Here is a 23723-nt window from a genome sequence, read left to right on the forward strand (position 1 = left end):
TTGTGTCTACTTTGTCTAGCCCTTCCTCCCAAGAGTCTCAGGTTTGGTACGGCCAAGCTAGCGCCCTGTATAGTCTGGGCCGCTATAGTGCCGCCATTGATAAGTTTGATCGGGTTCTGGCTTTGACTCCGCGCTACACAGAAGCCTGGGCTTACCGAGGCTATGCCCTCTATGAGTTAAAACGCTATGACGAGGCTCTGGAAAGCTTTCAACGATCGCTAGCCTTGAATGCTAGGTATGCCTTGGCTTGGCATGGGCGAGGAGTAGTACAAGCGAAACAGCGACAGTATGACGCTGCTCTTGAAAGTTTGGATCGTGCCTTGGCCCTGGATCCTGAAGACAGTAAAGCCTGGTATAACCGGGGTAAAACTCTAATGCGCCTGCAACGCTACTCGGAGGCAATTGAAAGCTTTGATGCCATGATTGACCGCCAGCCCCAGAGTCATCGAGCCTGGTACAACCGTGCCGTTGCTATGGCTAATCTCCGCCGCTATGCCGATGCCCTCAGCAGCTTAGATACGGCGGTGGCGATTAAGCGGGACTGTTACTATGCCTGGACCTATCGGGGGCTGATGCTCAACAAGCTGCACCGGTTCGCCGAGGCTCAGGCTAGCTTTGACCGATCAATCCGTTTCAAAACGCCTAATCCCAATGCGACCTACGGTAAGGCAGTGTCCTATGCTCTCCAGGGTGATGCGGAGCAGGCTGCCTGGTATCTCCAGGAGGCTATGGTGTTGAACCCTGCTCTTAGTCGCACCACGGTTAAAACTGATCCTAGCTTTAGCGAGGTTCTAAGCACGGGGGTCTTTCAAGCTCTTTTACAGATACCAGACGTGTCGGCCCCAGATGATTCGGGGGAAGATACCGTAAACTGGCAGGAGTATTCTGTCCTAGATGATGGCCCGGATACCCAGGCTGACTTTTGATCGCGGTACTCTGATTCTCCATCCCCCGCCTGGGGGCAAAGCCTGGGTTGAATTTGCCACCTGGGATGATCGAGTTGAAAAATTTCGCGTCCCTGCCTGCCAATATCGGGCTCTGGTGGAAACGCTTCAGCGGGACGGAGTGTCCTTTACTGACGATGCCAAAGGGTTTACTCCCCTGGCGTTAACGCCCCAGTTGCAGCGCACCCCCTATCCTCACCAGGCGGAGGCGCTGCGGGCCTGGAAGGTGGCGGGACGCCGGGGGGTTGTGGTTTTGCCTACGGCGGCGGGGAAGACCTATCTGGCTCAAATGGCTGTGGCGGCCACCCCTCGCAGCACCTTGATTACGGTGCCTACTTTGGACCTGATGCACCAGTGGTATGACCAGTTGCTCCAGGCATTTCCGGGGACGGCGGTGGGACTGCTGGGGGGCGGATCCCGCGATGGTCTGGGTTCTGATTCTGGCAATTGCACTGCTATTTTGGTGGCGACCTATGACAGTGCTGCCATTCATGCGGAAACTCTGGGTAATCGCTATGGACTGCTGATCTGTGATGAATGTCATCACTTGCCCAGTAGCTTTAATCGGGTGATTGCGGAATATGCGATCGCACCCTATCGTCTGGGGCTCACCGCCACCCCCGACCGCAGCGACGGTCGCCATGGGGATTTAGATACCCTGATTGGCCCTATTGTCTATGAGCAGCAGCCGGAGGATCTGGCGGGCACGGCCCTGGCTCCCTACGACATTGTGCCAATCAAAGTCCCTCTGAGTGATCTGGAACGGGTCCGCTACGACCGCTTAATTCAACAGCGCAACACCTTTCTCCAGGGGGCCAATATCTGGCTGGGGAGCGTAGAGGGCTGGCAACGGTTTGTCCAGGCTAGCGCCCAGTCCCAAGCGGGACGGCGGGCGATGCTGGCCCACCGGGAGGCTAAGACCATCGCCCTGGGTACGGAGGGTAAGCTGCGAATTTTGACGGATCTGCTGGCGCAGCACCACCCTGAACGAGTGCTGATTTTTACCAATGACAATCAGACGGTGTATCGCATTTCCCAGGATTTTCTGATCCCCGCCATCACCCACCAAACCCCGGTGAAGGAGCGGCAGGTGGTGCTGGAACGGTTTCGTTCTGGAGTCTATCCAACCCTGGTGGTATCCCATGTGTTGAATGAGGGGGTGGATGTGCCGGATGCACGGGTTGCCATTCTCCTGTCGGGGACGGGCTCGACGCGGGAGTATATCCAGCGCTTGGGGCGAATTTTGAGGAAGGGATCAGGATCCAAGCGGGCGATTCTGTACGAAGTGATTGCGGAGGAAACCAGTGAGGAAGCCACCTCCCGTCGTCGTCGCACGCCCTCCCCCCGGCGCGGGACCGGGCAGTTGGAACTGCTGCCCTATGGGACAGGGGATCGGTCTACGCCCCTAGCAGCGGAGTCCTCTCCCCCGTGGCCTGAGCCTGAGTCGCCAGAGAAGGACTAGGGTTCTAGGTATTCCACTGGACGGTGGCAGGTGGCAGGGACTACAGGAGCCCTCAGGGGCGGCATGGGGGGTTGGCCGGGGCTAAGTTGGGGTTTGGGTTTCAGTAGGCCCAGGGCATCCCGAAGGGCTGCCCGCACAGCGGGTTCAGGCTCCTGGGTGAGCATGAGGTGATAGCAATCAGCAAGGTGCGATCGCACTGAAATCTCAGTCCCCGGTAGGTAGGCTGCTTCACCTTGGGCATCCTGGAGCCCCCATTGGGCCAGCCAGCGCACTGCGATTAATCGCTTTAGGGGATCGGCATCATAGAGGTGCTGCCAGCGCTGTTCAAGATGGGATAGATCGAGATGGGACAGGTCTCGCTGACCGGGGGCGGCAACCACAGCCTGAGTCGCAGAGTGCCTTTGCAGGGGAGGCTGGCGCTGGGGGGCAAATCCAAATCCCTCAGAAGGGGACAGGGCACCGCGATGGTCCCTGGGGGCTGGTCCCTGACCATTGCGGTTCTGCCACAACAGCAACAGCGTTAGGACATTCAGCCCCCCAAGACTAACAAAGGCTAGGGTCGGCCACCCCCCCACCTCGGCCCACAACGCTGCCGTCAGGTAAGTTGCGCCAAACGCTCCAGTGCCCACCACCCAGGGCAAGGCTCCACTGCGCTGGCCGAAGCCCTGGCACATCCGCCTGAGATGCTGCCCCAGGGAGATCCCCAGCGATCGCGAGGAGAAGGAGGGCGCGATCGCGTAGCGATATACCCCCAGCCCCACCGCCACCGCTAGGAGAAGTTTGCCGTCCACCAAAGCTGCCATCAGGGCTAGAGCAAACCAGCGGCCATAGCGGCGAGAAAGGCGGGAATAGGGAGGATTGATTTGGCCCATCTGGCTCAAACCAGTCTGGAGACGGGGAGCAAAATCCTCTGCCCAGGGGAAATTGCGGCCCTTTGGTGCCACCTGTACCACGTTGACTGCCTGTGAAGTGAGTTGCCTTGATTATGCTCACACAGGGCCGCAGTGGGGACAAGGGAGAAGCCTCATCTCAGGCAATCCCCAACCCCATCAACACAAAACGCAACAGGAAGATGGCTGCTAACAGCCAGACCACCCATCCAATTTCCTGAAACTTCCCCTGGAAGGTCTTGATCAGCGGATAGGCAATAAAGCCTACCGCCAGACCCTCGGCGATGGAATAGGTCAAGGGCATGAGCAGGATGGTGAGGAAACAGGGAATGGCCTCCGCTGGGTCAGACCAGCGAATACTGGCGGCACTGCCCATCATCAACACCCCCACCAGTAGCAGGGCTGAGGCCGTCGCATAGCCCGGAATCGCCGACAGTAGGGGAATAAAAAAGATGGCCCCCAGAAAACACAGGGCCGTCACCACCGCAGCAAAGCCCGACCGTCCGCCCTCGGCAATGCCCGAGGCGGACTCAATATAGCTGGTGACGGTGGAGGTACCGAGAATGGCTCCCGCTGTCGTCCCCACCGCATCCGCCAACAATGCCTGATTGGCGCGGGGCAGTTCCCCCTGTTCATTCACATAGCCCGCTTGAATGCCGATGCCCGAGAGGGTGCCAATGGTGTCAAACAGGTCCACAAACAGAAACACGAACATGACCACGAGGAAATTGGTGATGCCCACGCTGCCAATTTGCCCCAGCCCGACAAAGGCTTGGCCAAACAAATCAGTAGGCCAGAGGGGCAATCCCACAACTCCCTGGGGCCAGGGGGAAATGCCCAAAATCCACCCCAGGGCTGCTGTGGCCAGAATTCCCCACAGCAGTGCGCCCTTGATGCGGCGGGCCAGGAAGGCGGAGGCAATCAGAATTCCCGCGATCGCCATCAGGGTTTCCGGTCGCCCCAGATCCCCTAGGGCGGTTTTGGTGGGGCCGTAGGCGACGATGATGCCCGCCCCGCCAAAGTCCGGATCCCCTGACAAGGCTATATAGGCGATAAACAGGCCGATGCCCGCAGCGGTGGCCCGCTTTAACCCTTCGGGAATGGCTTTGATAATGGCTGCCCGCAGGTTGGTCAAGGTGAGGATGATAAAGAGAATGCCCTCGATTAAGACTGCCGCTAGGGCCACCCGCCATTCAATTCCTAGGCCCAGCACCACGGAAAAGGCGAAGAAGGCATTGAGCCCCATGCCGGGGGCAAGGGCGATGGGGTATTTGGCCAGAATCCCCATAATGGCGGTGGCAATTGCCGCCGAAATCCCTGTGGCTACCACCAGTTCTCCAAACAAGTCGCCAGTTTCGGTCAGGAAAATGGCGTTGGAGAGGATGTCGGGGTTCACCACCAGGATGTAGGCCATGGTGATAAAGGTGGTGATGCCCGCTACGATTTCGGTGCGGAGGTTGGTTTGCAATCCCTCAAAGTCGAAAAAACCCGCGATGGTCAGAGACCGGCCCACAGGGGCCATCGCGGTCACCATGCCAGAGGGTGCCGGTGATTTTTCAGGAGATTCGGAATTGTTCATGCATCTATCAAGGTAATCGGATATCAAGAGGGACGGAATGGGGCGAATTCTAATACGGTTTTACCCACCCCAATCGCTGCCCTTGAACATTTCGCCCCCTCCCCAGCACCATCGCTATAGTGGAAGTCAACGGCGTTTCTAAATTTTGGTTTCCCCCATGGTGTTATTTGGCTTTGGCAAAAAGCTCTCTATTCCTGACCCCAGCGAAGCCCTTCCGGGCCGTAGTGAAGCCCTTGCTGTACCCAAGGCTCATTACGTGAATGGTCACGACATTACGCCTCCCTTTCCTGCCGGGATGGAACTCGCCCTCTTTGGGATGGGTTGCTTTTGGGGCGCTGAGCGCAAATTCTGGCAAACCGAGGGCGTTTACTCCACGGCAGTGGGCTATGCCGCTGGCCACACCCCTAACCCCACCTATCGGGAGGTCTGCTCGGGGATGACGGGCCATAATGAGGTGGTGCGTGTGGTGTTTGACCCCAGCCAAGTCAGCTACGAGACCCTGCTGAAGGTGTTTTGGGAAAACCATAACCCCACTCAGGGCATGCGCCAGGGCAATGACACAGGCACCCAATACCGTTCTGGCATCTACACCTATTCCGAGGTTCAGCAGCAACAGGCGGAGGCATCCCGTGATTCCTACCAGGCGGCGCTCAAGCAAGCGGGCCACGGAGGGGACATCACCACGGAAATTCTGGCGGCTCCTGAGTTTTACTACGCTGAGGAGTATCACCAGCAGTATCTAGCCAAGAATCCCGGCGGCTACTGTGGTCTCGGCGGCGTCGGCGTCGCTTGTCCTGTGGGGTTGGCTGTATAAGTTGTAGGAGGGTCGAGGCAGAATGACGATCGCCCCAGCTCCATCATTGCTGCTAAAGGATTTTTTGCAGTGCTCTAGTATTGAAGACTCCCCTGCCTGGGAGTTCGTCAACGGAGAGGCGGTCCAAAAGCCGATGCCAGGAGGTCAACATAGTCGTTTGCAAAAGCGCCTTGTCCAAGCGATTGAAAATGCTAATGGTGGGCTAGAAGCTTTACCGGAATTGCGGTGTACCTTTGGCGATCGGTCTATCGTGCCTGATATTGCTATCCTGCCCTTGGCTCGGGTGCCGGTGTCGGTATCCGGTGAAATTGTTGCCACGGGCATTGAGTTTGCCCCAGACTGGGTCATTGAAATTCTGTCTCCCCAGCAGCAAGAGACACGGGTCACGCGCAATTTGCTGCACTGTCTGCGCCATGGCAGCCAGTTAGGTTGGCTGGTGGATCCTTTGACTCGGATAGTGTTTGTGTTCTACCCAGATCGTCTTCCCGATGAGATGCTGGGGACAGATCCGCTGCCCGTGTTGCCGGGAATCGATTTGGCATTGACGGCGGAGCAGGTGTTTGGCTGGTTAAGGGTGAATCCATGACGCCTTTGGAAACGTTGCGATCGCTGTTTGATACCGCCATAGCAGCGGCCCAGCCCGAGCTACGCATCCCCCAGTTTTTGCCCGCCCCCCCAGCGGGTAGAACGGTGGTGGTGGGGGCGGGTAAATCCGCCGCCGCCATGGCCCGAGCGGTGGAGCAGGTGTGGCCCGGTCCCCTAGAGGGCGTTGTAGTCACCCGCTATGGCCACGGCGTTCCCACAGAGCGGATTCAAGTCTTGGAGGCAGCCCACCCCGTCCCCGATGAGAAGGGTAGGGCAGCAGCAGAACAGATCTGGCAAACTGTGGCTCCCCTGGGACCAGAGGATTTGGTTCTCTGCCTGATTTCCGGTGGCGGATCGGCCCTGCTGACCCTGCCGCCGGAGGACATTTCCCTGGCAATACTGGCGGATATCAATCGCCAATTGCTGCGCTCCGGGGCCGATATCGTGGCCATGAATACGGTCCGCAAGACCCTGTCCCGCTCCTCGGGGGGACGGCTGGCGGCGGCGGCCTACCCAGCCCAGGTGGTGTCGCTGCTGATTTCCGATGTGCCGGGGGACAATTTGCGGGCGATCGCCTCTGGTCCAACTGTTGGTGATACCGTTACCGCCCAAGACACCCTAGGGATTCTGATCCACTACGCCATTGATGTGCCGCCAGTGGTGCTGGACTACCTTCAGCGGGATCCCAATCCTGTCATTGCCCCTAGCGATCCCCGTCTGGCGACGACCACGAACCATCTGATTGCCACCCCCCAGCAATCCCTGGAGGCCGCAGCAGCGAAGGCTCAAGCTTTAGGCTATACACCACTGATCCTCGGCAGTGCCATTGAGGGGGAAGCGAAACAGGTGGGTATCGTCCACAGCGGTATTGCCCATCAGGTAGTGCAGTATGGTCAGCCGATCACGCCTCCCTGTGTGATTCTTTCGGGAGGTGAAACCACGGTGACGGTGACGGGTAGCGGCGGTCGAGGGGGGCGTAATGGGGAATTTTTGCTGTCTCTGGCGGTAGCACTGAACGGCCTAGAAAAGGTGTGGGCGATCGCGGGGGACACCGATGGTATTGATGGTAGTGAAACCAATGCCGGAGCAATCCTCACCCCTGACATTCTGCAACGGGGCGGCGATCGCGATCTCAACGCCGCCGACTACCTAGCCCGCCACGACAGCTACAGCTTCTTTGCCGCCCTGGATGCCCTAGTGGACACAGGACCGACCCTGACGAATGTGAACGACTTCCGAGCCATCTTGATTGAGCCGTGAGGGCCGGGGCTGTATGGCAGCAATATTCGCCGCACCGGAGCACCGCTGGTTAGCTCTGATCGTAGGCAATACTCGCCTGCACTGGGGAGCCTTTGCGGGGGGGGATTTGTTGATGCAGTGGCATAGCCGCCATCTGCAACCAGAGGAGGCTATTGCCCTTTACCAGTCTGGGTTTGCCTCATCTCAGTGGGGCCGAATATTGGCAACCGCAACAGTTCAAGACGCGCTGGAGGGAGGTGAACAAACGGCTGCCCTTCTGGAGCAGGATGTATCCCTGCCCCCAGACTGGGGTGCCGTGCCCCTCTACAGCGCCTCCGTTGTCCCCCATCAAACTGTCCTGTGGCAGGAGTATTTCGGCTGGCGGGAAATCACCCTGGAGAACCTACCCCTGGGCAACCTGTACCCCACCCTAGGCATCGATCGCGCTCTAAATCTGCTGGGGGCGGGAGCCCGCTACGGCTGGCCGGTCCTAGTGGTGGATGGGGGCACAGCCCTGACCTTCACCGCTGGGGGCAATGGCCAAAAACCGGGCGCAGACCCTCCCGTCCTCCTGGGGGGAGCCATTCTGCCCGGTGTGGGGATGCAGTTCCGTGCCCTGGGGCAACACACCGCTGCCCTGCCCACTGTAGCGGTAGCCCCGCCGGATCGGGCGTTGGTGGATCGACGCTACCGCTGGGCCACCGATACCCCCAGCGCCATTCGCAGCGGCATTCTCCACAGCATTGCCGCCACCGTGGAGGACTACCTCACCGCCTGGGCCACAGATTTCCCCCAGAGTTCCGTCGTCTTTACCGGGGGAGACGGGGGGATAATCTATGATTTGATTCACTCCAGGCTAGGCCATCCTGTCCCAATCCCTGGGGATGCCCTTGCAGCGTCTCCCCAGAGCATCGCTCTAACGGGATTGAATCTCGTTCTGTATCACGATTCTGAGATCCCCTTCTGGGGACTTCAACAGGCCCGCGCCTGGGCTCAAGATCAGTCCAAGTCGCTATAAGAACAAAGCATTTCCATGATCAGAATACTACGCAGAACTGTACTTTCCGGCTGTCTAGGACTCGCGATCGCAGGTGCGATTGTCGCCTGTGGCGGGGGAACCCCCTCCGGCCTGGAGGAGACCCTGCCGCCCCTCCAAGTCGGAGCCATCCCCGATCAGGATCCAGAAAAAGTTCAGCGCCTTTACGAAATCCTCGCAGATTACCTGTCTACGGAGCTGGGTGTTCCGGTGGAATACCGCCCCGTCACTGACTATGCAGCGGCGGTGACCGCCTTTCGGGTAGGGGATCTGGATCTGGTGTGGTTTGGGGGACTCACGGGGGTCCAAGCCCGTCTCCAAGTTGAAGGAGCCCAGGCCATCGCCCAGCGAGATATTGATGCTAACTTTCACAGTGTCTTCATTGCCAACAGTCGTAGCGGTCTGACGGAAATCAGCGACATCAGCGGCCTTACCGCCCTCAAGGGCCATTCCCTCACCTTTGGTAGCGAGTCTTCCACCTCAGGTCGATTGATGCCCCAGTACTTTCTCCAAGAGGGGGGGGTTGAGCTAGCGGACTTCCAAGGGGAGCCGGGATTCTCGGGCAACCACGACGCCACCATCAAGTTGGTGGAGGCGGGCACCTATGAAATCGGCGTGCTGAATGAGCAGGTGTGGGAATCGCGGATTGCGGCGGGGGATGTGGATGAGACCCAGGTACAGGTAATCTGGCGCACCCCTGCTTACTACGACTACCACTGGGTGATTAGTCCCGTGGTTGAGGAGCGCTACGGGGCCAACTTTATCCAGAAGGTCCAAGCCGCCCTGCTCAAACTGGATCCCAGCATCCCCGAACATCAGGAAATTCTGGACCTCTTTGGGGCCGAAAGCTTCATCGAAACCGAGAACAGCAACTACGACCAAATTGAGGCGGTGGGGCGGGAGATCGGCAAGATTCAATAGGGCTGGTTTCGGGCCGGATCTCCCAGTTGATAGGGGGGCTGGCCCAACTTTACCTGGGGCTGAAACGTCTCGGGGGCGGGGGCTGCGCCCCAGTGGTCCTGGAGGGCGGCAAGGAGCACATCCTGTCGCGCTCGAAAGCCCTCCAGGTTATAGCCCTCGTTCAAGATTGCAAACCACACCGGACCGCGATCGCGGGTGGGGAAAAATCCTGCCAAGGAACTCACTGCGGCCAAACTTCCCGTTTTCAAGGCCGATTGGGGGGGCAGATCTCGGCCTTGTAAGGTGCCTACGTCCTGCCCAAATACCGGCATGACATCGGCAATGGAGAGACCATGGGGAGCGAGTTTACGCTGGGTGGCCATCAGCATCGCCACCACCGCCCGAGGGGAGATACGATTTTCGACCCCCAACCCGGAGCCGTTGATGAGGCGAATTTCCGCCACTGAAAGCTGGGCTTGCTCCGCAGCTATCGCGGTAACCGTGTTAACACCCCCCACGGTTTGGGCAATACCCTCCGCCATAGCGTTGTTACTGTAGATATTCATGGCCTTCAGCAGGGCTACCAGGGGTAGGGACTGGTGGCGCAGCACCCAGCCAGAAACTTCATTTATTGCCTGGGGATTGCCCACGACGACAGTGCCCTCAACCTCAACCTGGGGCTGGGGAATGCCGGGGGGTAAGGTGTCGTACTGCTGCCGTGCCTCCCAGGGCCAGAGATCGGCATTGATCCCCTGCCGCAGCATCTCCCCCGATCGCTGGGGATCGACCTCAAAGTTCATGGTGAAATCCCCCAGAATCACCAAATTTCCCGTCACCCGTTGAATGCCCGCCTGCTGGAGGGCATGGCCCAAGGCGATCGCCTCCTCCCAGACAAAGTAGGGGTCGCTGCCCCCCAGCACGACCAAATCCCCCTGGAGAACGCCGTCTACCACGGTGCCGCGTCGTCCTAACCGTGTCTCGAAGCGATGGTCAATGGGCCACGCTCCTAGGGCTGCCAAGGTCGTCGCTAGTTTGGTCAGGGAGGCGGCGGAGAGGGGTACGGTGCCCTGGTTACTCGCGATCGCAGTTATTCCAGTTTGAATCCAGACCCCTTGGGTTTCTGGGGCGAATCCCAGACCCTCTAAATTCGCGAGATACTGATCTACAATGGCCTCCACCACAGGATCTGGGGCCATCATCTGAGCAATCCAGGGAGCCCGCCACTCCACCATCGTCACCCCCTCAGGCCAAGACATAGGCTGAAGGAGCCGCAGGGTAGTCCCTCCCCAGAGAAAGGCCAAAAAGCCCAAGAACCCAAGAATTGGGGGAAATATTATCACCGGAGTCATCCTGTCACCGGGGTCACACATCGGCCAACATCCTAGCTTTATCCTGACCCTGTCCCAGCGTTGTCATGAAATTTTCATCCCCCTATCACGGGAGCTTCACCTAGCCCGACCATGATCGAGGTTGGCAGTTTCTAGAGATTCAAGGTGACACCGATCAGCCCTCGGGGATCAGTGCTACAGGCAATCTGTAATCAATCGAAAATTTGGGACTTACCCTATTACTTACACCAAAAAAAGAGGGAATAATCAGTAAATACAGACTAGAACAAACATTCGGTTTTCCGGGGGGGATGACCTACCCATGTCCATTGAGCGGAGATCGCATTCTAAATAGAGTTCCTCATCTAGAGATCCTCCAGCCATCTCCGACCTCTCTGGGTAAAAGGTTTCCTGAGACGTACTACACAAGCTACATTGGTAGCACTTTACGCAACAGCAGAGTTGCTTTACTATAGTAAGCAAACTCATAACGATTCCGAGTTTTCACCGCCCCATCGGTTACCCATGGGGACCGCATCGTCAGTGGAGGCCATATCCGATGCCCAAAGCCAAAGCCCGTAACTCCAAAGCCAAGCCCCTCTTCACCGCCGACGCTGTGCGCACCTATCTCCACGAGATCGGGCGGGTACCTTTGTTGACCCACGAACAGGAAATTGTATTGGGCAAGCAGGTTCAGCAGTTCATGACCCTGCTAGATCTGAAGACGCAAATGAAGGAGTCCCTCGGCCAAGACCCCAGCGATCAGGAATGGGCCGGGGCGGCACATTTGGATACAGCCACCCTCACTCAGCAACTGCACGAGGGGGAGCAGGCTAAGCGTCAGATGATTGAGGCCAATCTGCGCCTCGTGGTTGCGATCGCGAAAAAGTACCAAAAGCGCAACCTAGAGTTCCTCGACCTGATTCAGGAAGGCACCCTGGGACTAGAGCGAGGCGTGGAAAAATTTGACCCCATGAAGGGCTATAAATTCTCCACCTATGCCTACTGGTGGATTCGGCAGGCCATCACCCGAGCCATCGCCCAGCAGGCCCGCACCATTCGCCTACCCATCCACATCACCGAAAAGCTCAACAAAATCAAGCGGGTTCAGCGGGAACTCTCCCAAACCCTGGGGCGCAGCGCCACGGTGGGGGAAATCGCTGAAGCCCTAGAGCTAGAGGTGACCCAGGTACGAGAGTACCTAACCATGGCCCGTCAGCCCATTTCCCTAGATGTCCGCATCGGCGACAACCAAGATACGGAGCTGCAAGAGCTGTTAGAGGATGACACCGCCTCCCCCGAAGACTTTACCGTGCGAGAGTCCTTGAAGCAGGATATCCAAACCCTGTTGGCGGAGTTGACCCCCCAACAGCAGGAAGTCATCACCCTGCGCTACGGCCTCAACGACGGTAACGAGCTGTCTCTAGCGAAGGTGGGCAACCGCCTCAATATCAGCCGAGAACGGGTGCGCCAGCTCGAACAGCAGGCCCTCAAGCACCTGCGCCGCCGCAAGGCCAATGTGCGGGCCTATCTGGCCAGTTAATCGCCCCTTTAGGCTGCCCCAATCAGCCCCTCTAGGGCGGTTTGTAGATCCTGGGTGAGGTCGGCGACGGCTTGACGACGACTTTGGCGGTAGGCCGGAATGCGATCGCTCACGGATAGGGGCGTCCCGACCGTGAGCTGGGCTACTTGAAGCCCGAGATAGGGGCGGGGAAAAGGATTTTCCCCCTTGATCAGGGTCAGGGTGTCCCTCAGCAGCAGCAGAGTTTCTGCAAAGCGTTCAACGGTGGGTTTTTCCCGTACATACTGACCCGTGACCGCCACAAAACTTTCCACCAATCGCATGTGCCACATACGGAGGGAGGCTTCTTCGGCAATACGGTCGGCGAGGCCCCGTTCTACCGTCGAGAGGTGCCGGTGATCGCGGAGTTCCTCCCGATAGATCCAGTCCCACCCCGCCTGCTCAATACGACGGCAGCGATCGATGACGCTGCCCTTACCCGGAAGCTGAAAAAAGGCTTCCGCTACCCCCAAGGCGGTGTCTAGTAGGGTTTGCAGCCGTTGGGCCAGATCTGCCCCTGCCGAGTCCTCGGTTCCCTGGGCAATGGGGGCGTGGTAAAAGTCGCGGTAGTACCCCTCCATCAGCGTGAGCAAATGGTTTCCTAGGGCAATCAAGCGGGGATAAAGGGCACGCACCTCTACCGCCGCCGTGGCTGGGGTCGGGGATAGTGGAGCCGCCGTCGGGGTCAGGCCGCAGTCTCGCTCTAGGGTGGTGAGTAACTCCCCGAGAGCGGTCCAGGGGGGTGTCTGGTACAGATAGCGAATCCCCAGGGGAACAATTACTACGGTCTCGGTGCGATCGCACTTTTGCAAATCTTCGGCACACCAAAAGCCAAACTGGGCAATTCCCGGCTCTAGGGGGCTAATGATCTCGGTGTGGCCATTGTTGCCGCCTTCAGGGGCCGCCGCCAGGGGAAATTGTCCCTGGGCAAAGAGCTGGCGAACGGACTTGAGGCCCTGACGATCCACCTTACCCCGCTGGATGGGGGTGCCCCCCAGTTTACGGTAGAGCCAGCCCACCCCCCGACCGGCCCAGAGGGGAATGCCGCGATCGTAAATGAAATGGACATGGGGAATGGCGGTTAGGGGAATGCCCAGTTGCTTGGCCACTCGGGGCATTTCACACCAGATCAGGTGACCCAGACAATAGGCGTCTTCGGGGCTGGGATGGCGAAAGGCAATCAGAAACCGCACCTGCTGGTTTTGGAAGTCTTGAAACAGCCGCACCAAGGTCTCGGTGCCCTCGATGTGGACGGTTTTGACGCTACTGCGCCAGCGCATCCATAGGGGCAGTAGGGTCTTAACCAGCCAATGGACCTTGGCATCAAAGGCGGGGGGTAGAAATTCTAGGGGAGGCTGAGCACCAGTGGAGGAGGGGGCCATGGCAGGGGCAGGGGATATCTGAAGGCTCGAAATTCTAGGGTTTGGACGTTAGGGGCCGAGGACGAAATAGATGGGTGTGTTCAGGATTGTAAAGTCGCGATCGCGCTGGAGCAGCCCGCAGCGCAGGGCTAATCACATACAGCGTCGTGCGAATTAGATCCCGCTGCCGCGTCACAACCGCCATTTCCGCCAGGGTCGTCAGGGCAATCACCTCGTCCGGCCACCCCAAACGATAGCAAATAGCCACCGGGGTATCGGCAGGGTAATGGGCCAGTAGCTTAGCCTGGGATGCCTCTACATGGCGAGCACTGAGATAGAGGCAGAGGCTGGCTTGATGGGCAGCTAGGGAAGTCAGTTCCTCCGCCTCCGGTACCTGAGTGCGGCCACTGATGCGGGTGAGGATAATAGACTGCACCAGCCCCGGCACCGTCAACTCCACCTTCAGCTTGGCAGCAGCAGCCTGGAAGGCGCTGATACCGGGAACCACTTCAAAAGGTACCGCCGCTGTCGCCAGCAGATCCATCTGTTCGTGGATAGCACTGTAAAGGCTGGGATCCCCAGACTGGAGCCGCACCACCGACTTACCCGACTGCACCCGCTCCACCATCAGAGGCACAATGCTCTCCAGCGTCAGGCTGGCGGTGGCGATTCGCTCTGCCTCGGGGCGGGTCCAGTCCAGCACCTGCTGAGGCACGAGGGAATTGGCATAGAGAATCACATCGGCCTGCTGCAACAGCCGCAGCCCCCGCAGCGTCAGCAGATCCGGATCCCCTGGCCCTGCCCCGACGATGTAGACCCCAGGGGTCAGGGCACTGGGGACCGGGGACTCGGTCATATCGGGAATGGACTGGAGAACTGGGGGCATCTATAAAAATTCAGAAAAAATTCAGAGTTTCGCAAAACCTCTCCTTGGATTAAGGGGGCATCAACGTAAGCCGAGACAATATTGGTTCCGAGGAATTCAGGAATCAGGAGTCAGAATCCAGTACTCTCCTAGATTCTGGCTCCTAACTTCTAACTCCTCCCCAAGAGATTTGTCCCGCTTTGAGCTGATACCCGATTAAGGAGAGGTATCAAGAACAGCGAGGATATCCAGAGGGTTAGGCAGACAACACTTTCTGAGCGGCGGTCAAGCCTGCACCGGGACTAAAGCCCTCGGCTCCGAGACTGGCCAGCGTAGCCTCTAGGGCACTAACGGCGGTCAGGATATCGCGATCGCACACAAAACCCAGGTGCCCCACCCGAAAGATTTTTCCCTTCAGATGGTCTTGGCCCCCGGCCAGAGCAATGTCAAACCGCTTCCGCATAGTGGAGCGAATCTGCTCCGCCTCAACCCCCTGGGGCATGACGGCAGTGACCGCTGGACTGGCACAGTCATCTGCGGCAAACAGCGGTAGGTTCAGGGCGGTCATCGCGGCGCGGGTAGCCTGTTGCAGTCGCGCATGGCGGGCAAAGATGGCCTCTAGCCCCTCCTCCCGCATCATCTTCAAGGCCACCTGGAGCGCAAAAAAGAGGCTCACGGGCGGCGTAAAGGGAGTGGTGTTTTTGGCCCCATCCTTGCGATAGGCGGCAAGGTCAAAGTAAAACTTGGGCAAATTTGAGGTTTTCTGGGCAGCCCAAGCGCGATCGCTCATGGCCACAAAGCCCAATCCGGGCGGCACCATATAGCCCTTTTGGGAACCAGAAGCCACCACGTCGAGCCCCCAGGCATCCATAGGAACACTACAGGCCCCCAAACTGGTGACCGCATCCACCACCATCAGCGCTTCCCCATGGGCTTTCACGAGTTGGGCAATGGCTTCCAGGTCGTTGATCACGCCAGCGGAGGTTTCGCTGTGGGTAACAATGACGGCTTTGATGGACTTTGCCGCATCTGCCTCTAGGGCGGATTGGAAGGCAGCGGGCTCTAGGGGTTTGCCCCACTCCGCTTCAACGGTGTCCACCTGTAGTCCATAGGCGCGGCAAAGCTTGGCCCAGCGATCACCAAATTTGCCATTGCTGCCCACCAAAACGCGATCGCCGCTACTGAGAACATTGATAATGCCCGCTTCCATGGCCCCAGTGCCGCTGGCGGTCACCATCAACACGTCATTTTGGGTTTGGTGTAGCCACTTCAGGTTTTCGGTGATATCCGCCATGATTTGGCTGAACTCACCACTGCGGTGGCCAATGAGGTGCTTGGCCTGGGCCAGCAAAACGCTTTCAGGCACCGGGGTCGGTCCCGGAATCATCAGCATAAATTTGTCATCCATCGGCGTGCCTAGGGGTAATCGTCAACAAAAAGCGCATTTCCCAGCATTACATAAGTTTTCAGCCCTGGACTGAAACCTTTGGAGTCTGGGGAACGAAATTTTCGGTGTCTTGAAAAATGTCCCCACGCTGGAGCGTGGGGACATCTCCCCAGACGCTCCAGTCACCCGGAAACTGGGCAGGGCGGGTTTTGAGCCTCCCATGCTGAATTCCCCAGTCAATACGAGCCAAACCCGCCCCTACGGCGACATTCTGCATTGGGCGCGGAAACCGCGCCCCTACCCCCACGCCCCAATATCGGTCACCCCTGACCCACCCCGCCCTTCGGGCACCCCTCCCAAGAGGGGATGGTAGGAAGAGGTTCCTTGAGCACAGCCAAGGGATGGCCCCTACGGAAATAACCCCAACACCCCTGCAAGAGCGAGCGCCGCTCGCCCCTACCCACCCCAATACCGGTCATCCCTGACCCACCCCGCCCTTCGGGCACCCCTCCCAAGAGGGGATGGTAGGAAGAGGTTCCTTGAGCACAGCCAAGGGATGGCCCCTACGGAAATAACCCCAACACCCCTGCAAGAGCGAGCGCCGCTCGCCCCTACCCACCCCAATACCGGTCATCCAGCAACAAGGGCAACCACAAGGGATTGCCCCTACGAAATCTATCTGTCACCCCCTGCATTGGGCGCGGAAACCGCCCCCCTACGGGATCAATTCAAAACTCAAAACTCAAAACTTTCTGCCACCTATCACCCCAACACCCCATCACCCCAACACCCCATCACCCCAACACTCCCCCACCCTCACCAAGTTCTCGGCTGGAACCGATCATCGTTCAAAATCTCCACCGTCTCCCCCGACTGGGCCAAGACAAACAACCCCTTGCGATAGGCATAGCGGGCCACCTCCTGCGGCACCACCATCCCCGCCACTGCACCCATAGCCTGCACATCGCTGTAGCGGGGCATCAATTGCTTGAACTTCGCGAGTCGCTCTAGGTGCTCATCCACATCCCCTTGAGACAGCTTGCTTTTCACTTCCACGAGGATAGCTTCGGTGGTGTTGACCACTAGGAGGTCGATCTCAAACCCCGCGTCACCCCGCTGGATCGACACCTCCGGCAGGATTTCATGAACTTCAATACCCCGCTGTTGAAATAGGCGCAACACCGCAGGCCGCACTTGCCACTCCACGAATTCCCCCAAGCGGTTGCCCAGTTTGCCGAGTTCCTGTTGCAGTTGTTTCATGCGGCGATCGTTCTCTTCTACTTGCAGGCGGAACTTGCGATCGTTCTCTTCTACTTGCAGGCGGAACTTGCGATCGTTCTCTTCTACTTGAAGATGGAACTGGCGATCGGTTTCTTTTTGAGCGTCGGACAGCTCTTTTTGCGCGTCGGACAACTCTTTTTGAGAGTCGGACAGCTCTTTCTGAGAGTCGGACAGCTCTTTCTGAGAAATTGCCAGTTCATTCAGAATCCGCCAAATGTCATCGGTGGTGGTGGCCATGGCAAGTCAGGGCGTTTCGAGGAACATAGTTTTATTGTATTCAGTTCGTTGCGGTATCCAATGCCAATGCCATAACAACAGCCCCAAGACAAAATCCTCGGGTGCAGCCACGAAGCGATGCACCGTGATGGGATTAGCCTCGGGGCTGAGGGGGTGGGTATACTCTGGGCATAATTCCGAACATTTCGGAACATTACTATTTCTCCCGGCATGGGTCTATGGCGCAAGTTTGGTTGATGCTGCTCTGGTTGATTGCGCCCGTAGAGGCGATCGCACTGACCCCGCCATCCTTGGCCATGCCCCTCCAAGTGGAGCCCAGTCCCATTGCCTGGGGGGCTAGTCGCCGCCCCCTGGCCCAGTTGCCCCCCAATCCCCCGCCTTGGCTACAGGCCCACCCCACCCTGACCAAAGCACTGGCCACTGTCGGCGGCTTCGCCCTGGTCTACCTGCTGGCGCTGGGGTTCACGCCCCGTTGCCTACTGTGGCTCCCCGGCCAACTCAAAATCCCCAATACCCCTATTGACCTGCCCATCGGCCTCCTGCTGTGGCTGAAATACCGACCCCGCGTCTTGGATTGCTGGGTGGCGGATGTGCTGCCCGAAGTGCGGGCCACCTTTCTCCGGATGCCCACCGTCGAGGCTCGCACCATCCACATCCCGATCCAGATCTGGCTGGATGGCCAGCCTGTGGATCACCTCACCCCGGCGGATCTGCGGCCCCGGTTCCAGCACTCTGCCCCTTGCCTACTGTTGGTGGGAGAGGGAGGCGTGGGTAAAACCAGCCTCGCCTGCCAGATTGCCCGCTGGGGGCTAGGGCCAGAAAAGACCTCCGGCCAGCGCCAGCGCCAGCGCCAGCGCCAGCGCCAAGACCATTCCCCCGCCCTGGCTCCCTACCGGATGGTGCCAATGCTGATCGAGCAGGAATTGGGCGATACCCCCCTGCTCACCATCCTGCAAACCCAACTGCCCCGCACCGCCGACGGCAGCTTCATTGCCGAGGAACTGCTGATCGCCCTACTGCGCCAGCGACGCATTTTGGTGATTTTGGACCATGTCTCAGAGCTGAGCGACGAGGGCTATCGCGCCCTGCAAGCTGCCCTCGACGCGACCCCCATCAATGCCCTAATCATCACCTCTCGCCTGCCGGAAAAAGCCCTGGGCCGCGCCGCCCCCCATGTCTTGGAACCCCGCAAGATCGAGGGAGAACACCTCTCCAGCTTTATCCAGCCCTACCTAGAGGCCCAGGACAAACGCAATCTGTTTGAAGACGACGGCGAATTTTTTAGCGCCTGCACCCGCCTGTCGCGGATGATGGCCGCCACGCTGCAAAAGGCCACCGCCCTGCTGGTGCGCCTCTATGTGGATCAAATTATCGATGTCGGCGGCCTGAAAACCGCCCAACTGCCAGACAACATCCCGGAGCTAATGTTGCGCTACCTGTGCTGGCTCAATCGCCCGGAACAGATAGCCGCCCCCCGCCGCTGCGACAACGATACCCTGCGGCGGGATGCTCAGCTTGTGGCCTGGGAATGCCTGCGGGCCACCTACCGCCCTGCCGCCGCCCCCCGTACCGCCGTCCTAGCGGCCCTCACCGCCGCTGACCCCGGTACCGCTGCCGAACGTCTTGCCTATCTGCAAGCACCCCTGGGCTTGGTGCAAACCTCTCTAGGGGAAACCACGGTGCGCATCGTCCTCGATCCGGTGGCGGAATACCTGGCGGCCTTGCAGGTGGTGGACTATTGCCAAGGCACCGATCTGGACTCCGGTTGGCAATTGTTTTTAGAAACCGTGGATGCCGAACCCGAAAATATTGCCGCCATGCAGGGCTTTTTGCTGGCGGTGCGGAACTGCTGTGAACCCCACCGCAAGCAGTTACCCGCAGAGGTGCTGGAGGGGCTCAACCAACGGGCGGAGCTGGACGAGGTGGCCCTGGAGCAGGCACGGCGACGGCAGCGCATCAGCAAGCTGATCGATGACCTCTACGACAACGATGACCGCTACCTGACCCAGGCCATTGATAACCTGCGCCAGGAGGGCATCTATGCTGCCAAGGCCATTCCTGATCTGGTGAAGGTGCTGACCTCTCCCCAGCAGGAAACCCCGGTGCGCGTTGCCGCCATGACCGCCCTGATGGCGGTGCAGGGGGATATCTCGGCCCTGGAGACCCGGTTGCGCCAGTGCCTTGGCCATCGCCGCGACGTGCCAGAGGTGCGGGTGGCGGCGATGCAAAACCTGGTGCAGTTGGCCCTACGGCCAGCCCAGAATGCCACCCTAGGGACGCAGATAAAAACGCAGATAGAAACGCCAGTAGGGACAGATCCCGGTTGTGTGCTCCTCCTGGAGCAGGTGTTTGGCGACGAGACGGAGGTGGGGGTGGTGCGGGTACAGGCGGGGGAAGGGCTGCGGAAGCTGGGCCACCTGAGCGATTTGCTGGTGGTGACGGTGACCGATGCCCACCACCAAACCATTGCCCTGGTGCCGCCACCCCCCAGCCACACGGTAGATCTGCCCGGTGGGGTGACCCTAGATCTGGTGCAAATCCCCCCTGGGGAGTTTTGGATGGGCTCAGATCCAGAGGAAGAGGGTAGCTACAGCGATGAACAGCCCCGCCACCGGGTGACGGTGCCGGAGTTTTGGCTGGGTAAGTTTGCCGTCACCCAAGCCCAGTACGAGGCGGTGATGGGTCGCAACCCAACCTATTTCCCTGGGCAAGACAATCCGATGGAAGGTGTTTCATGGCATGATGCTATCGCTTTCTGCGAAAAACTCTCGACAGTGACAGGACAAATATTTCGCCTACCCAGTGAGGCTGAGTGGGAATATGCCTGCCGTGCAGGCACAGAGACACCGTTTCACTACGGGCTAACGATCACTACAGAACTTGCCAACTACTGTGGGACCGATGAGATACAGGGTAATAGCATTATTAGCGGATCCTATGGCCCCGGCCCAAAAGGAACCTATCGTGAGCGAACGCTATCCGTAGGACAGTTTCCTCCTAATGCTTTTGGTCTCTACGATACACATGGCAATATTTTAGAGTGGTGTCAAGATCCATGGCATAACAATTATGAGGGAGCACCCACAGATGGGAGTGCTTGGATAGAGGGACAAAACCACAGTAACAGAAGGGTTTTACGCGGTGGAGCATGGCTTGACGCTCCAAGTACCTGTCGTTCAGCTTGTCGAGTTACCTACGTATATACCCAACGATTTCACACCGTTGGGTTTCGGGTGTCCTGTTGAATTTAACGGGTGACAAGAGCACTCAATGCCTACGGTACAGGGCTTTTGACGCAATCCGGCCCCATCCCGGTGATGGCCGGGGCAGGTTTTGAGCGTACCCTTGCCCCCAGGTATCGACAACGATCGGTCAAACCTGCCCCTACGGGGATATCATTCGACCCACATCCCGCCATCAAAACCCGCCCTACCCATGACCACCACCATTCCGATCTTGATCATCGGCAATCCGGTCCCTTCCCGGTGGTGGCCGGGGCAGGTTTTGAGCGTACCCTTATCCCCAGGTATTGCCAGCGATCGGCCAAACCTGCCCCTACGGGGATGTCACCCCACTGTCCCACCCCTTACGGATGGGACTTTATTTGTGTGCAAATCCCTTACGTCCCCAGAGATTGCCCCGCTAGCCACCCTGTTGTCCAGGCGCTCTGAAAGTTAAACCCCCCCGTCACCCCGTCGATGTCTAGGATTTCCCCGGCCAAAAAGAGGCCGGGGCAGCGGCGGCTCTGGAGCGTCTTGAAGTCCACCTCCTCCAGTTTGACCCCGCCACAGGTGACAAATTCATCCTTAAAAGCCCCTTTGCCCTGTAGGGCATAATGCCCCTGATGCAATTCCGTCACCAGACGATTGAGCCCAGCTTTGGGTAGATTGGCCCAGGTCAGGGTTTCCGCCAGGTCTGCCCGTGCCACCAGATAGCGCCAGAGTCGCCGGGGCAGGTCTACCGGACTGGAAGTTGCGATCGCACGTTTGGGAGTCTGCTGCCGCATAAGTTGTAGTGCTTCACGCAATGCCTCTAGGGACATATCGGGCAGCCAGTTGATCGTTAGTTCCCCTCGATAGCGCTGGTCGTGCAGCAGCCGTGCGCCCCAGGCGGAGAGTTTGAGCACCGCTGGCCCACTCAGACCCCAATGGGTGATCAGCAGCGGCCCCGACTGGATCAGGGGTTTACCGCCAACCACCGTCAATTTCAGATCTACGGGCTCCACCGCCACCCCCGCCAAGGCACGTAAGGCACCATCGGGCACTGTAAAGGTAAACAGGGAGGGAACAGGGGACTCAATAGTGTGGCCTAGGGCAGCGGCAATGCGATGGCCCTGGAGACTGCTGCCCGTCGCTAGGAGAATGCGATCGCACTCCAGGACTTCCCCAGCCCGCAGATGCACCGTGAAGCCGACCCCTTGGCGCTGGACCGATTGAACGGCAGCCCGCGATCGCACCCGTACCCCTAACCGTCGCGCCTCCCCCTCTAAACAGTTGATGATGGTTTCCGAGTCGTCCGTGACCGGGAACATGCGCCCATCAGCTTCCACCTTCAGCTTGACCCCCCGTGTCTCGAACCAGGCCACCGTATCCCGAGGCTGAAAGCGGCTGAAGGCTCCCCGCAGGGCTTTTCCACCCCGAGGATAGTGGGGCACCAAGAGGGCCGGGTCAAAGCAATGGTGGGTGACGTTGCAGCGCCCACCCCCGGAAATACGGACTTTGGCTAGGGGATCCGTCGCCGCCTCTAGCAGCACCACCCGCGCCTGGGGATGGGCCTCGGCAGTTGCGATCGCACCAAAGAAGCCCGCCGCGCCGCCCCCGATCACCACAACATTGAGGGTTTTCATCAGCCCACAAACCTCACCTAGGCAAACGGGGCAGGATTAGCCTATCAGCCGTCTCCCCGTCCTTGAGAACTCAAACGTAAAAACTCAGGCCGCAGGATCGACATAATTTCCGCCGAGGCAAACCCCTCAGAAGTTTTGATCGACTCCCGCAGACAACCCTCCGTAACAAACCCCAGGGTTTGATACAAGTGGCGGGCGCGATCGTTAGTTGTGACCACATCCAGCCACACTCGGTGAGCCTTGAACTCATGGAACGCACGACATAGCACCTGAATCAGGGTGGCCCGTCCATAGCCCTGTTCCTTTGCCGTAATCACTAAGCGCTGGATCAGCAGACTTTGGTCTGGGTTTTTCACCCCTACCAAGATGACATAGCCCACGGACTCCGCTTCGGCATTCATCACAATCCAATGGCGCTCGTCAGGATGAGTACAAGCCTGCCAATGGCGCTCCCTGGTCCATTGGCGAATAAAGCAGGCATTCTCCGCCGCCTGCTCCGCTGCCCGCACAAAGGCCAGATCCGCCTCAATCGTAGGCCGTAGGGTAATGGATGCGGTAGAGATCATTTGTCATGGAGATAGCGACTACCCATACCCCCCTAAAAGAAAACCCTAAAAGGGATAGCTCCTGTAGGGAATCCACTGCGCCCAGAGCTTTGCCAGAGTGCCATCAGCAATTAGACCATTGAGGGTATCATTTAACGCCTCCAGCAGTTCCCGGTTTCCCGGCAACACCCCCACCCCAAAAGGCCGCTGAGTGGGAATCTGAAACGCCACCCGCAAGCTTGTATCCTGGGCCTCCGCCGCCATTAGCACCAGCTCATCCTCCATAATGGCGTCGATGCGTCCCTGGCGGAGGGCATTCAGGAGGGTTTCAGGGATCGGGTCATCGCAGCTAAAGGGCACCATCACCACATCAGGCGGAAAAACCTCCGCCAGAGTATGGCTGGTGCTGCCGCTCAAAATGCCCAACTGCCGACCGCTGAGGTCTTCCTTGCGGGTAATGGGGCTTTCTTCCCGGACCAACACTGCTGTGTCAAAGCGGCCATAGGGCCGAGTAAAGTCGGCCCAAGCTCGCCGCTCTTGGGTAATCGCTTGATTGAACCAGACCACGTCATGCTGACCCTTACTCAGCTCTAGATAGAGCTTTTGTAAGGGCAAGGCACACCAGACCGGTTCTAGGTTGAGGCGTTTACATACGGCCCGAGCCACAGCGGGCTCATAGCCCATCCACTCACCGCCATCAACAAAGCTCATGGGACGAGCTTCAATGGCGCTGGTGACGATGCGAAGCTGACCGGGCTCGACGGTAATGGACTCGACTGCGGTAGGCACGCTCAGCAAATAGCTCACAGAAACCTCAGTCTTCCTAATAACACGGGGAAGCGGTAAACGACAAATCCCGACAG

General features: G+C 58.7%; 19 protein-coding genes. 9 read left to right on the forward strand and 10 right to left on the reverse strand.

The window, feature by feature from the left end:
• The first annotated feature begins 2 nt into the window (after positions 1–2).
• Positions 3–926, forward strand: a complete 924-nt coding sequence (locus LEP6406_RS30600) for a tetratricopeptide repeat protein (protein WP_008314096.1) — start codon at positions 3–5, stop codon at positions 924–926.
• The gene (locus tag LEP6406_RS0220795; protein ID WP_008314098.1) at positions 895–2406 is read left to right on the forward strand and encodes a DEAD/DEAH box helicase family protein; all 1512 of its coding nucleotides are present in this window, start codon (positions 895–897) and stop codon (positions 2404–2406) included. Before LEP6406_RS30600 ends, LEP6406_RS0220795 begins: the two co-directional genes overlap by 32 nt.
• On the opposite strand, the gene LEP6406_RS0220800 is transcribed toward LEP6406_RS0220795, so the two are convergent.
• Both LEP6406_RS0220800 and LEP6406_RS0220805 read right to left on the reverse strand, forming a co-directional pair.
• Positions 2403–3278, reverse strand: coding sequence for a hypothetical protein (locus tag LEP6406_RS0220800; protein ID WP_225886591.1), 876 nt, complete (start codon positions 3276–3278; stop codon positions 2403–2405). The genes LEP6406_RS0220795 and LEP6406_RS0220800 overlap by 4 nt on opposite strands.
• Before the next feature lie 157 nt (positions 3279–3435).
• Positions 3436–4830 (reverse strand): NCS2 family permease, encoded by a 1395-nt coding sequence (locus tag LEP6406_RS0220805; protein ID WP_008314101.1) that lies wholly within the window; start codon positions 4828–4830, stop codon positions 3436–3438.
• 202 nt (positions 4831–5032) lie between these two features.
• On the opposite strand from LEP6406_RS0220805, the gene msrA reads away from it, so the two are divergent.
• From msrA to LEP6406_RS0220830, 5 genes are read left to right on the forward strand one after another with little or no spacing between them, the layout of a single operon-like run.
• Positions 5033–5689 (forward strand): peptide-methionine (S)-S-oxide reductase MsrA, encoded by a 657-nt coding sequence (gene msrA / locus LEP6406_RS0220810; RefSeq protein WP_008314103.1) that lies wholly within the window; start codon positions 5033–5035, stop codon positions 5687–5689.
• A gap of 22 nt (positions 5690–5711) precedes the next feature.
• A complete protein-coding gene (locus tag LEP6406_RS0220815; RefSeq protein ID WP_008314106.1) occupies positions 5712–6275 on the forward strand; it encodes a Uma2 family endonuclease in 564 nt (187 codons plus the stop codon).
• On the forward strand, positions 6272–7534 hold the full coding sequence (locus LEP6406_RS0220820; RefSeq protein ID WP_008314108.1) for a glycerate kinase type-2 family protein: 1263 nt from the start codon (positions 6272–6274) through the stop codon (positions 7532–7534). The genes LEP6406_RS0220815 and LEP6406_RS0220820 overlap by 4 nt, the downstream gene beginning before the upstream one ends.
• A 13-nt stretch (positions 7535–7547) precedes the next feature.
• The gene (locus LEP6406_RS29115) at positions 7548–8531 is read left to right on the forward strand and encodes a type III pantothenate kinase (RefSeq protein WP_008314111.1); all 984 of its coding nucleotides are present in this window, start codon (positions 7548–7550) and stop codon (positions 8529–8531) included.
• A gap of 15 nt (positions 8532–8546) precedes the next feature.
• On the forward strand, positions 8547–9470 hold the full coding sequence (locus tag LEP6406_RS0220830) for a putative selenate ABC transporter substrate-binding protein (RefSeq protein ID WP_008314113.1): 924 nt from the start codon (positions 8547–8549) through the stop codon (positions 9468–9470).
• On the opposite strand, the gene LEP6406_RS0220835 is transcribed toward LEP6406_RS0220830, so the two are convergent.
• The gene (locus LEP6406_RS0220835; RefSeq protein WP_051463966.1) at positions 9464–10705 is read right to left on the reverse strand and encodes a D-alanyl-D-alanine carboxypeptidase; all 1242 of its coding nucleotides are present in this window, start codon (positions 10703–10705) and stop codon (positions 9464–9466) included. The genes LEP6406_RS0220830 and LEP6406_RS0220835 overlap by 7 nt on opposite strands.
• A 631-nt stretch (positions 10706–11336) precedes the next feature.
• Here LEP6406_RS0220835 and LEP6406_RS0220840 point away from each other — a divergent pair.
• Positions 11337–12320, forward strand: coding sequence for an RNA polymerase sigma factor, RpoD/SigA family (locus LEP6406_RS0220840; RefSeq protein ID WP_008314117.1), 984 nt, complete (start codon positions 11337–11339; stop codon positions 12318–12320).
• 8 nt (positions 12321–12328) lie between these two features.
• Here LEP6406_RS0220840 and LEP6406_RS0220845 read toward each other — a convergent pair whose 3' ends face one another.
• The 4 genes from LEP6406_RS0220845 to LEP6406_RS0220865 form a co-directional block, all read right to left on the reverse strand.
• Positions 12329–13720, reverse strand: a complete 1392-nt coding sequence (locus tag LEP6406_RS0220845; RefSeq protein WP_008314119.1) for a 1-acyl-sn-glycerol-3-phosphate acyltransferase — start codon at positions 13718–13720, stop codon at positions 12329–12331.
• Between the two features lie 34 nt (positions 13721–13754).
• On the reverse strand, positions 13755–14585 hold the full coding sequence (cobM, locus tag LEP6406_RS0220850; protein ID WP_008314121.1) for a precorrin-4 C(11)-methyltransferase: 831 nt from the start codon (positions 14583–14585) through the stop codon (positions 13755–13757).
• Positions 14586–14820: 235 nt separating this feature from the next.
• Positions 14821–15972, reverse strand: a complete 1152-nt coding sequence (locus LEP6406_RS0220855; protein WP_008314123.1) for a pyridoxal-phosphate-dependent aminotransferase family protein — start codon at positions 15970–15972, stop codon at positions 14821–14823.
• Positions 15973–16767: 795 nt separating this feature from the next.
• Entirely contained in the window at positions 16768–17469 is a 702-nt protein-coding gene (locus tag LEP6406_RS0220865; protein WP_008312302.1) for a DUF1626 domain-containing protein, read from the reverse strand.
• A 218-nt stretch (positions 17470–17687) separates the two neighbouring features.
• Between LEP6406_RS0220865 and LEP6406_RS34485 the strand changes: the two genes are divergently transcribed.
• On the forward strand, positions 17688–20714 hold the full coding sequence (locus LEP6406_RS34485) for an SUMF1/EgtB/PvdO family nonheme iron enzyme (RefSeq protein WP_008312301.1): 3027 nt from the start codon (positions 17688–17690) through the stop codon (positions 20712–20714).
• A 374-nt stretch (positions 20715–21088) separates the two neighbouring features.
• Here LEP6406_RS34485 and LEP6406_RS0220880 read toward each other — a convergent pair whose 3' ends face one another.
• From LEP6406_RS0220880 to LEP6406_RS0220890, 3 genes are read right to left on the reverse strand one after another with little or no spacing between them, the layout of a single operon-like run.
• On the reverse strand, positions 21089–22315 hold the full coding sequence (locus tag LEP6406_RS0220880; RefSeq protein WP_008312300.1) for a BaiN/RdsA family NAD(P)/FAD-dependent oxidoreductase: 1227 nt from the start codon (positions 22313–22315) through the stop codon (positions 21089–21091).
• A 44-nt stretch (positions 22316–22359) separates the two neighbouring features.
• A complete protein-coding gene (locus tag LEP6406_RS0220885; protein WP_008312299.1) occupies positions 22360–22881 on the reverse strand; it encodes a GNAT family N-acetyltransferase in 522 nt (173 codons plus the stop codon).
• 45 nt (positions 22882–22926) lie between these two features.
• The gene (locus LEP6406_RS0220890; RefSeq protein ID WP_008312298.1) at positions 22927–23667 is read right to left on the reverse strand and encodes a substrate-binding periplasmic protein; all 741 of its coding nucleotides are present in this window, start codon (positions 23665–23667) and stop codon (positions 22927–22929) included.
• Positions 23668–23723: the final 56 nt, after the last annotated feature.

The organism is Leptolyngbya sp. PCC 6406 (assembly GCF_000332095.2).
GTDB lineage: Bacteria > Cyanobacteriota > Cyanobacteriia > Phormidesmidales > Phormidesmidaceae > PCC-6406.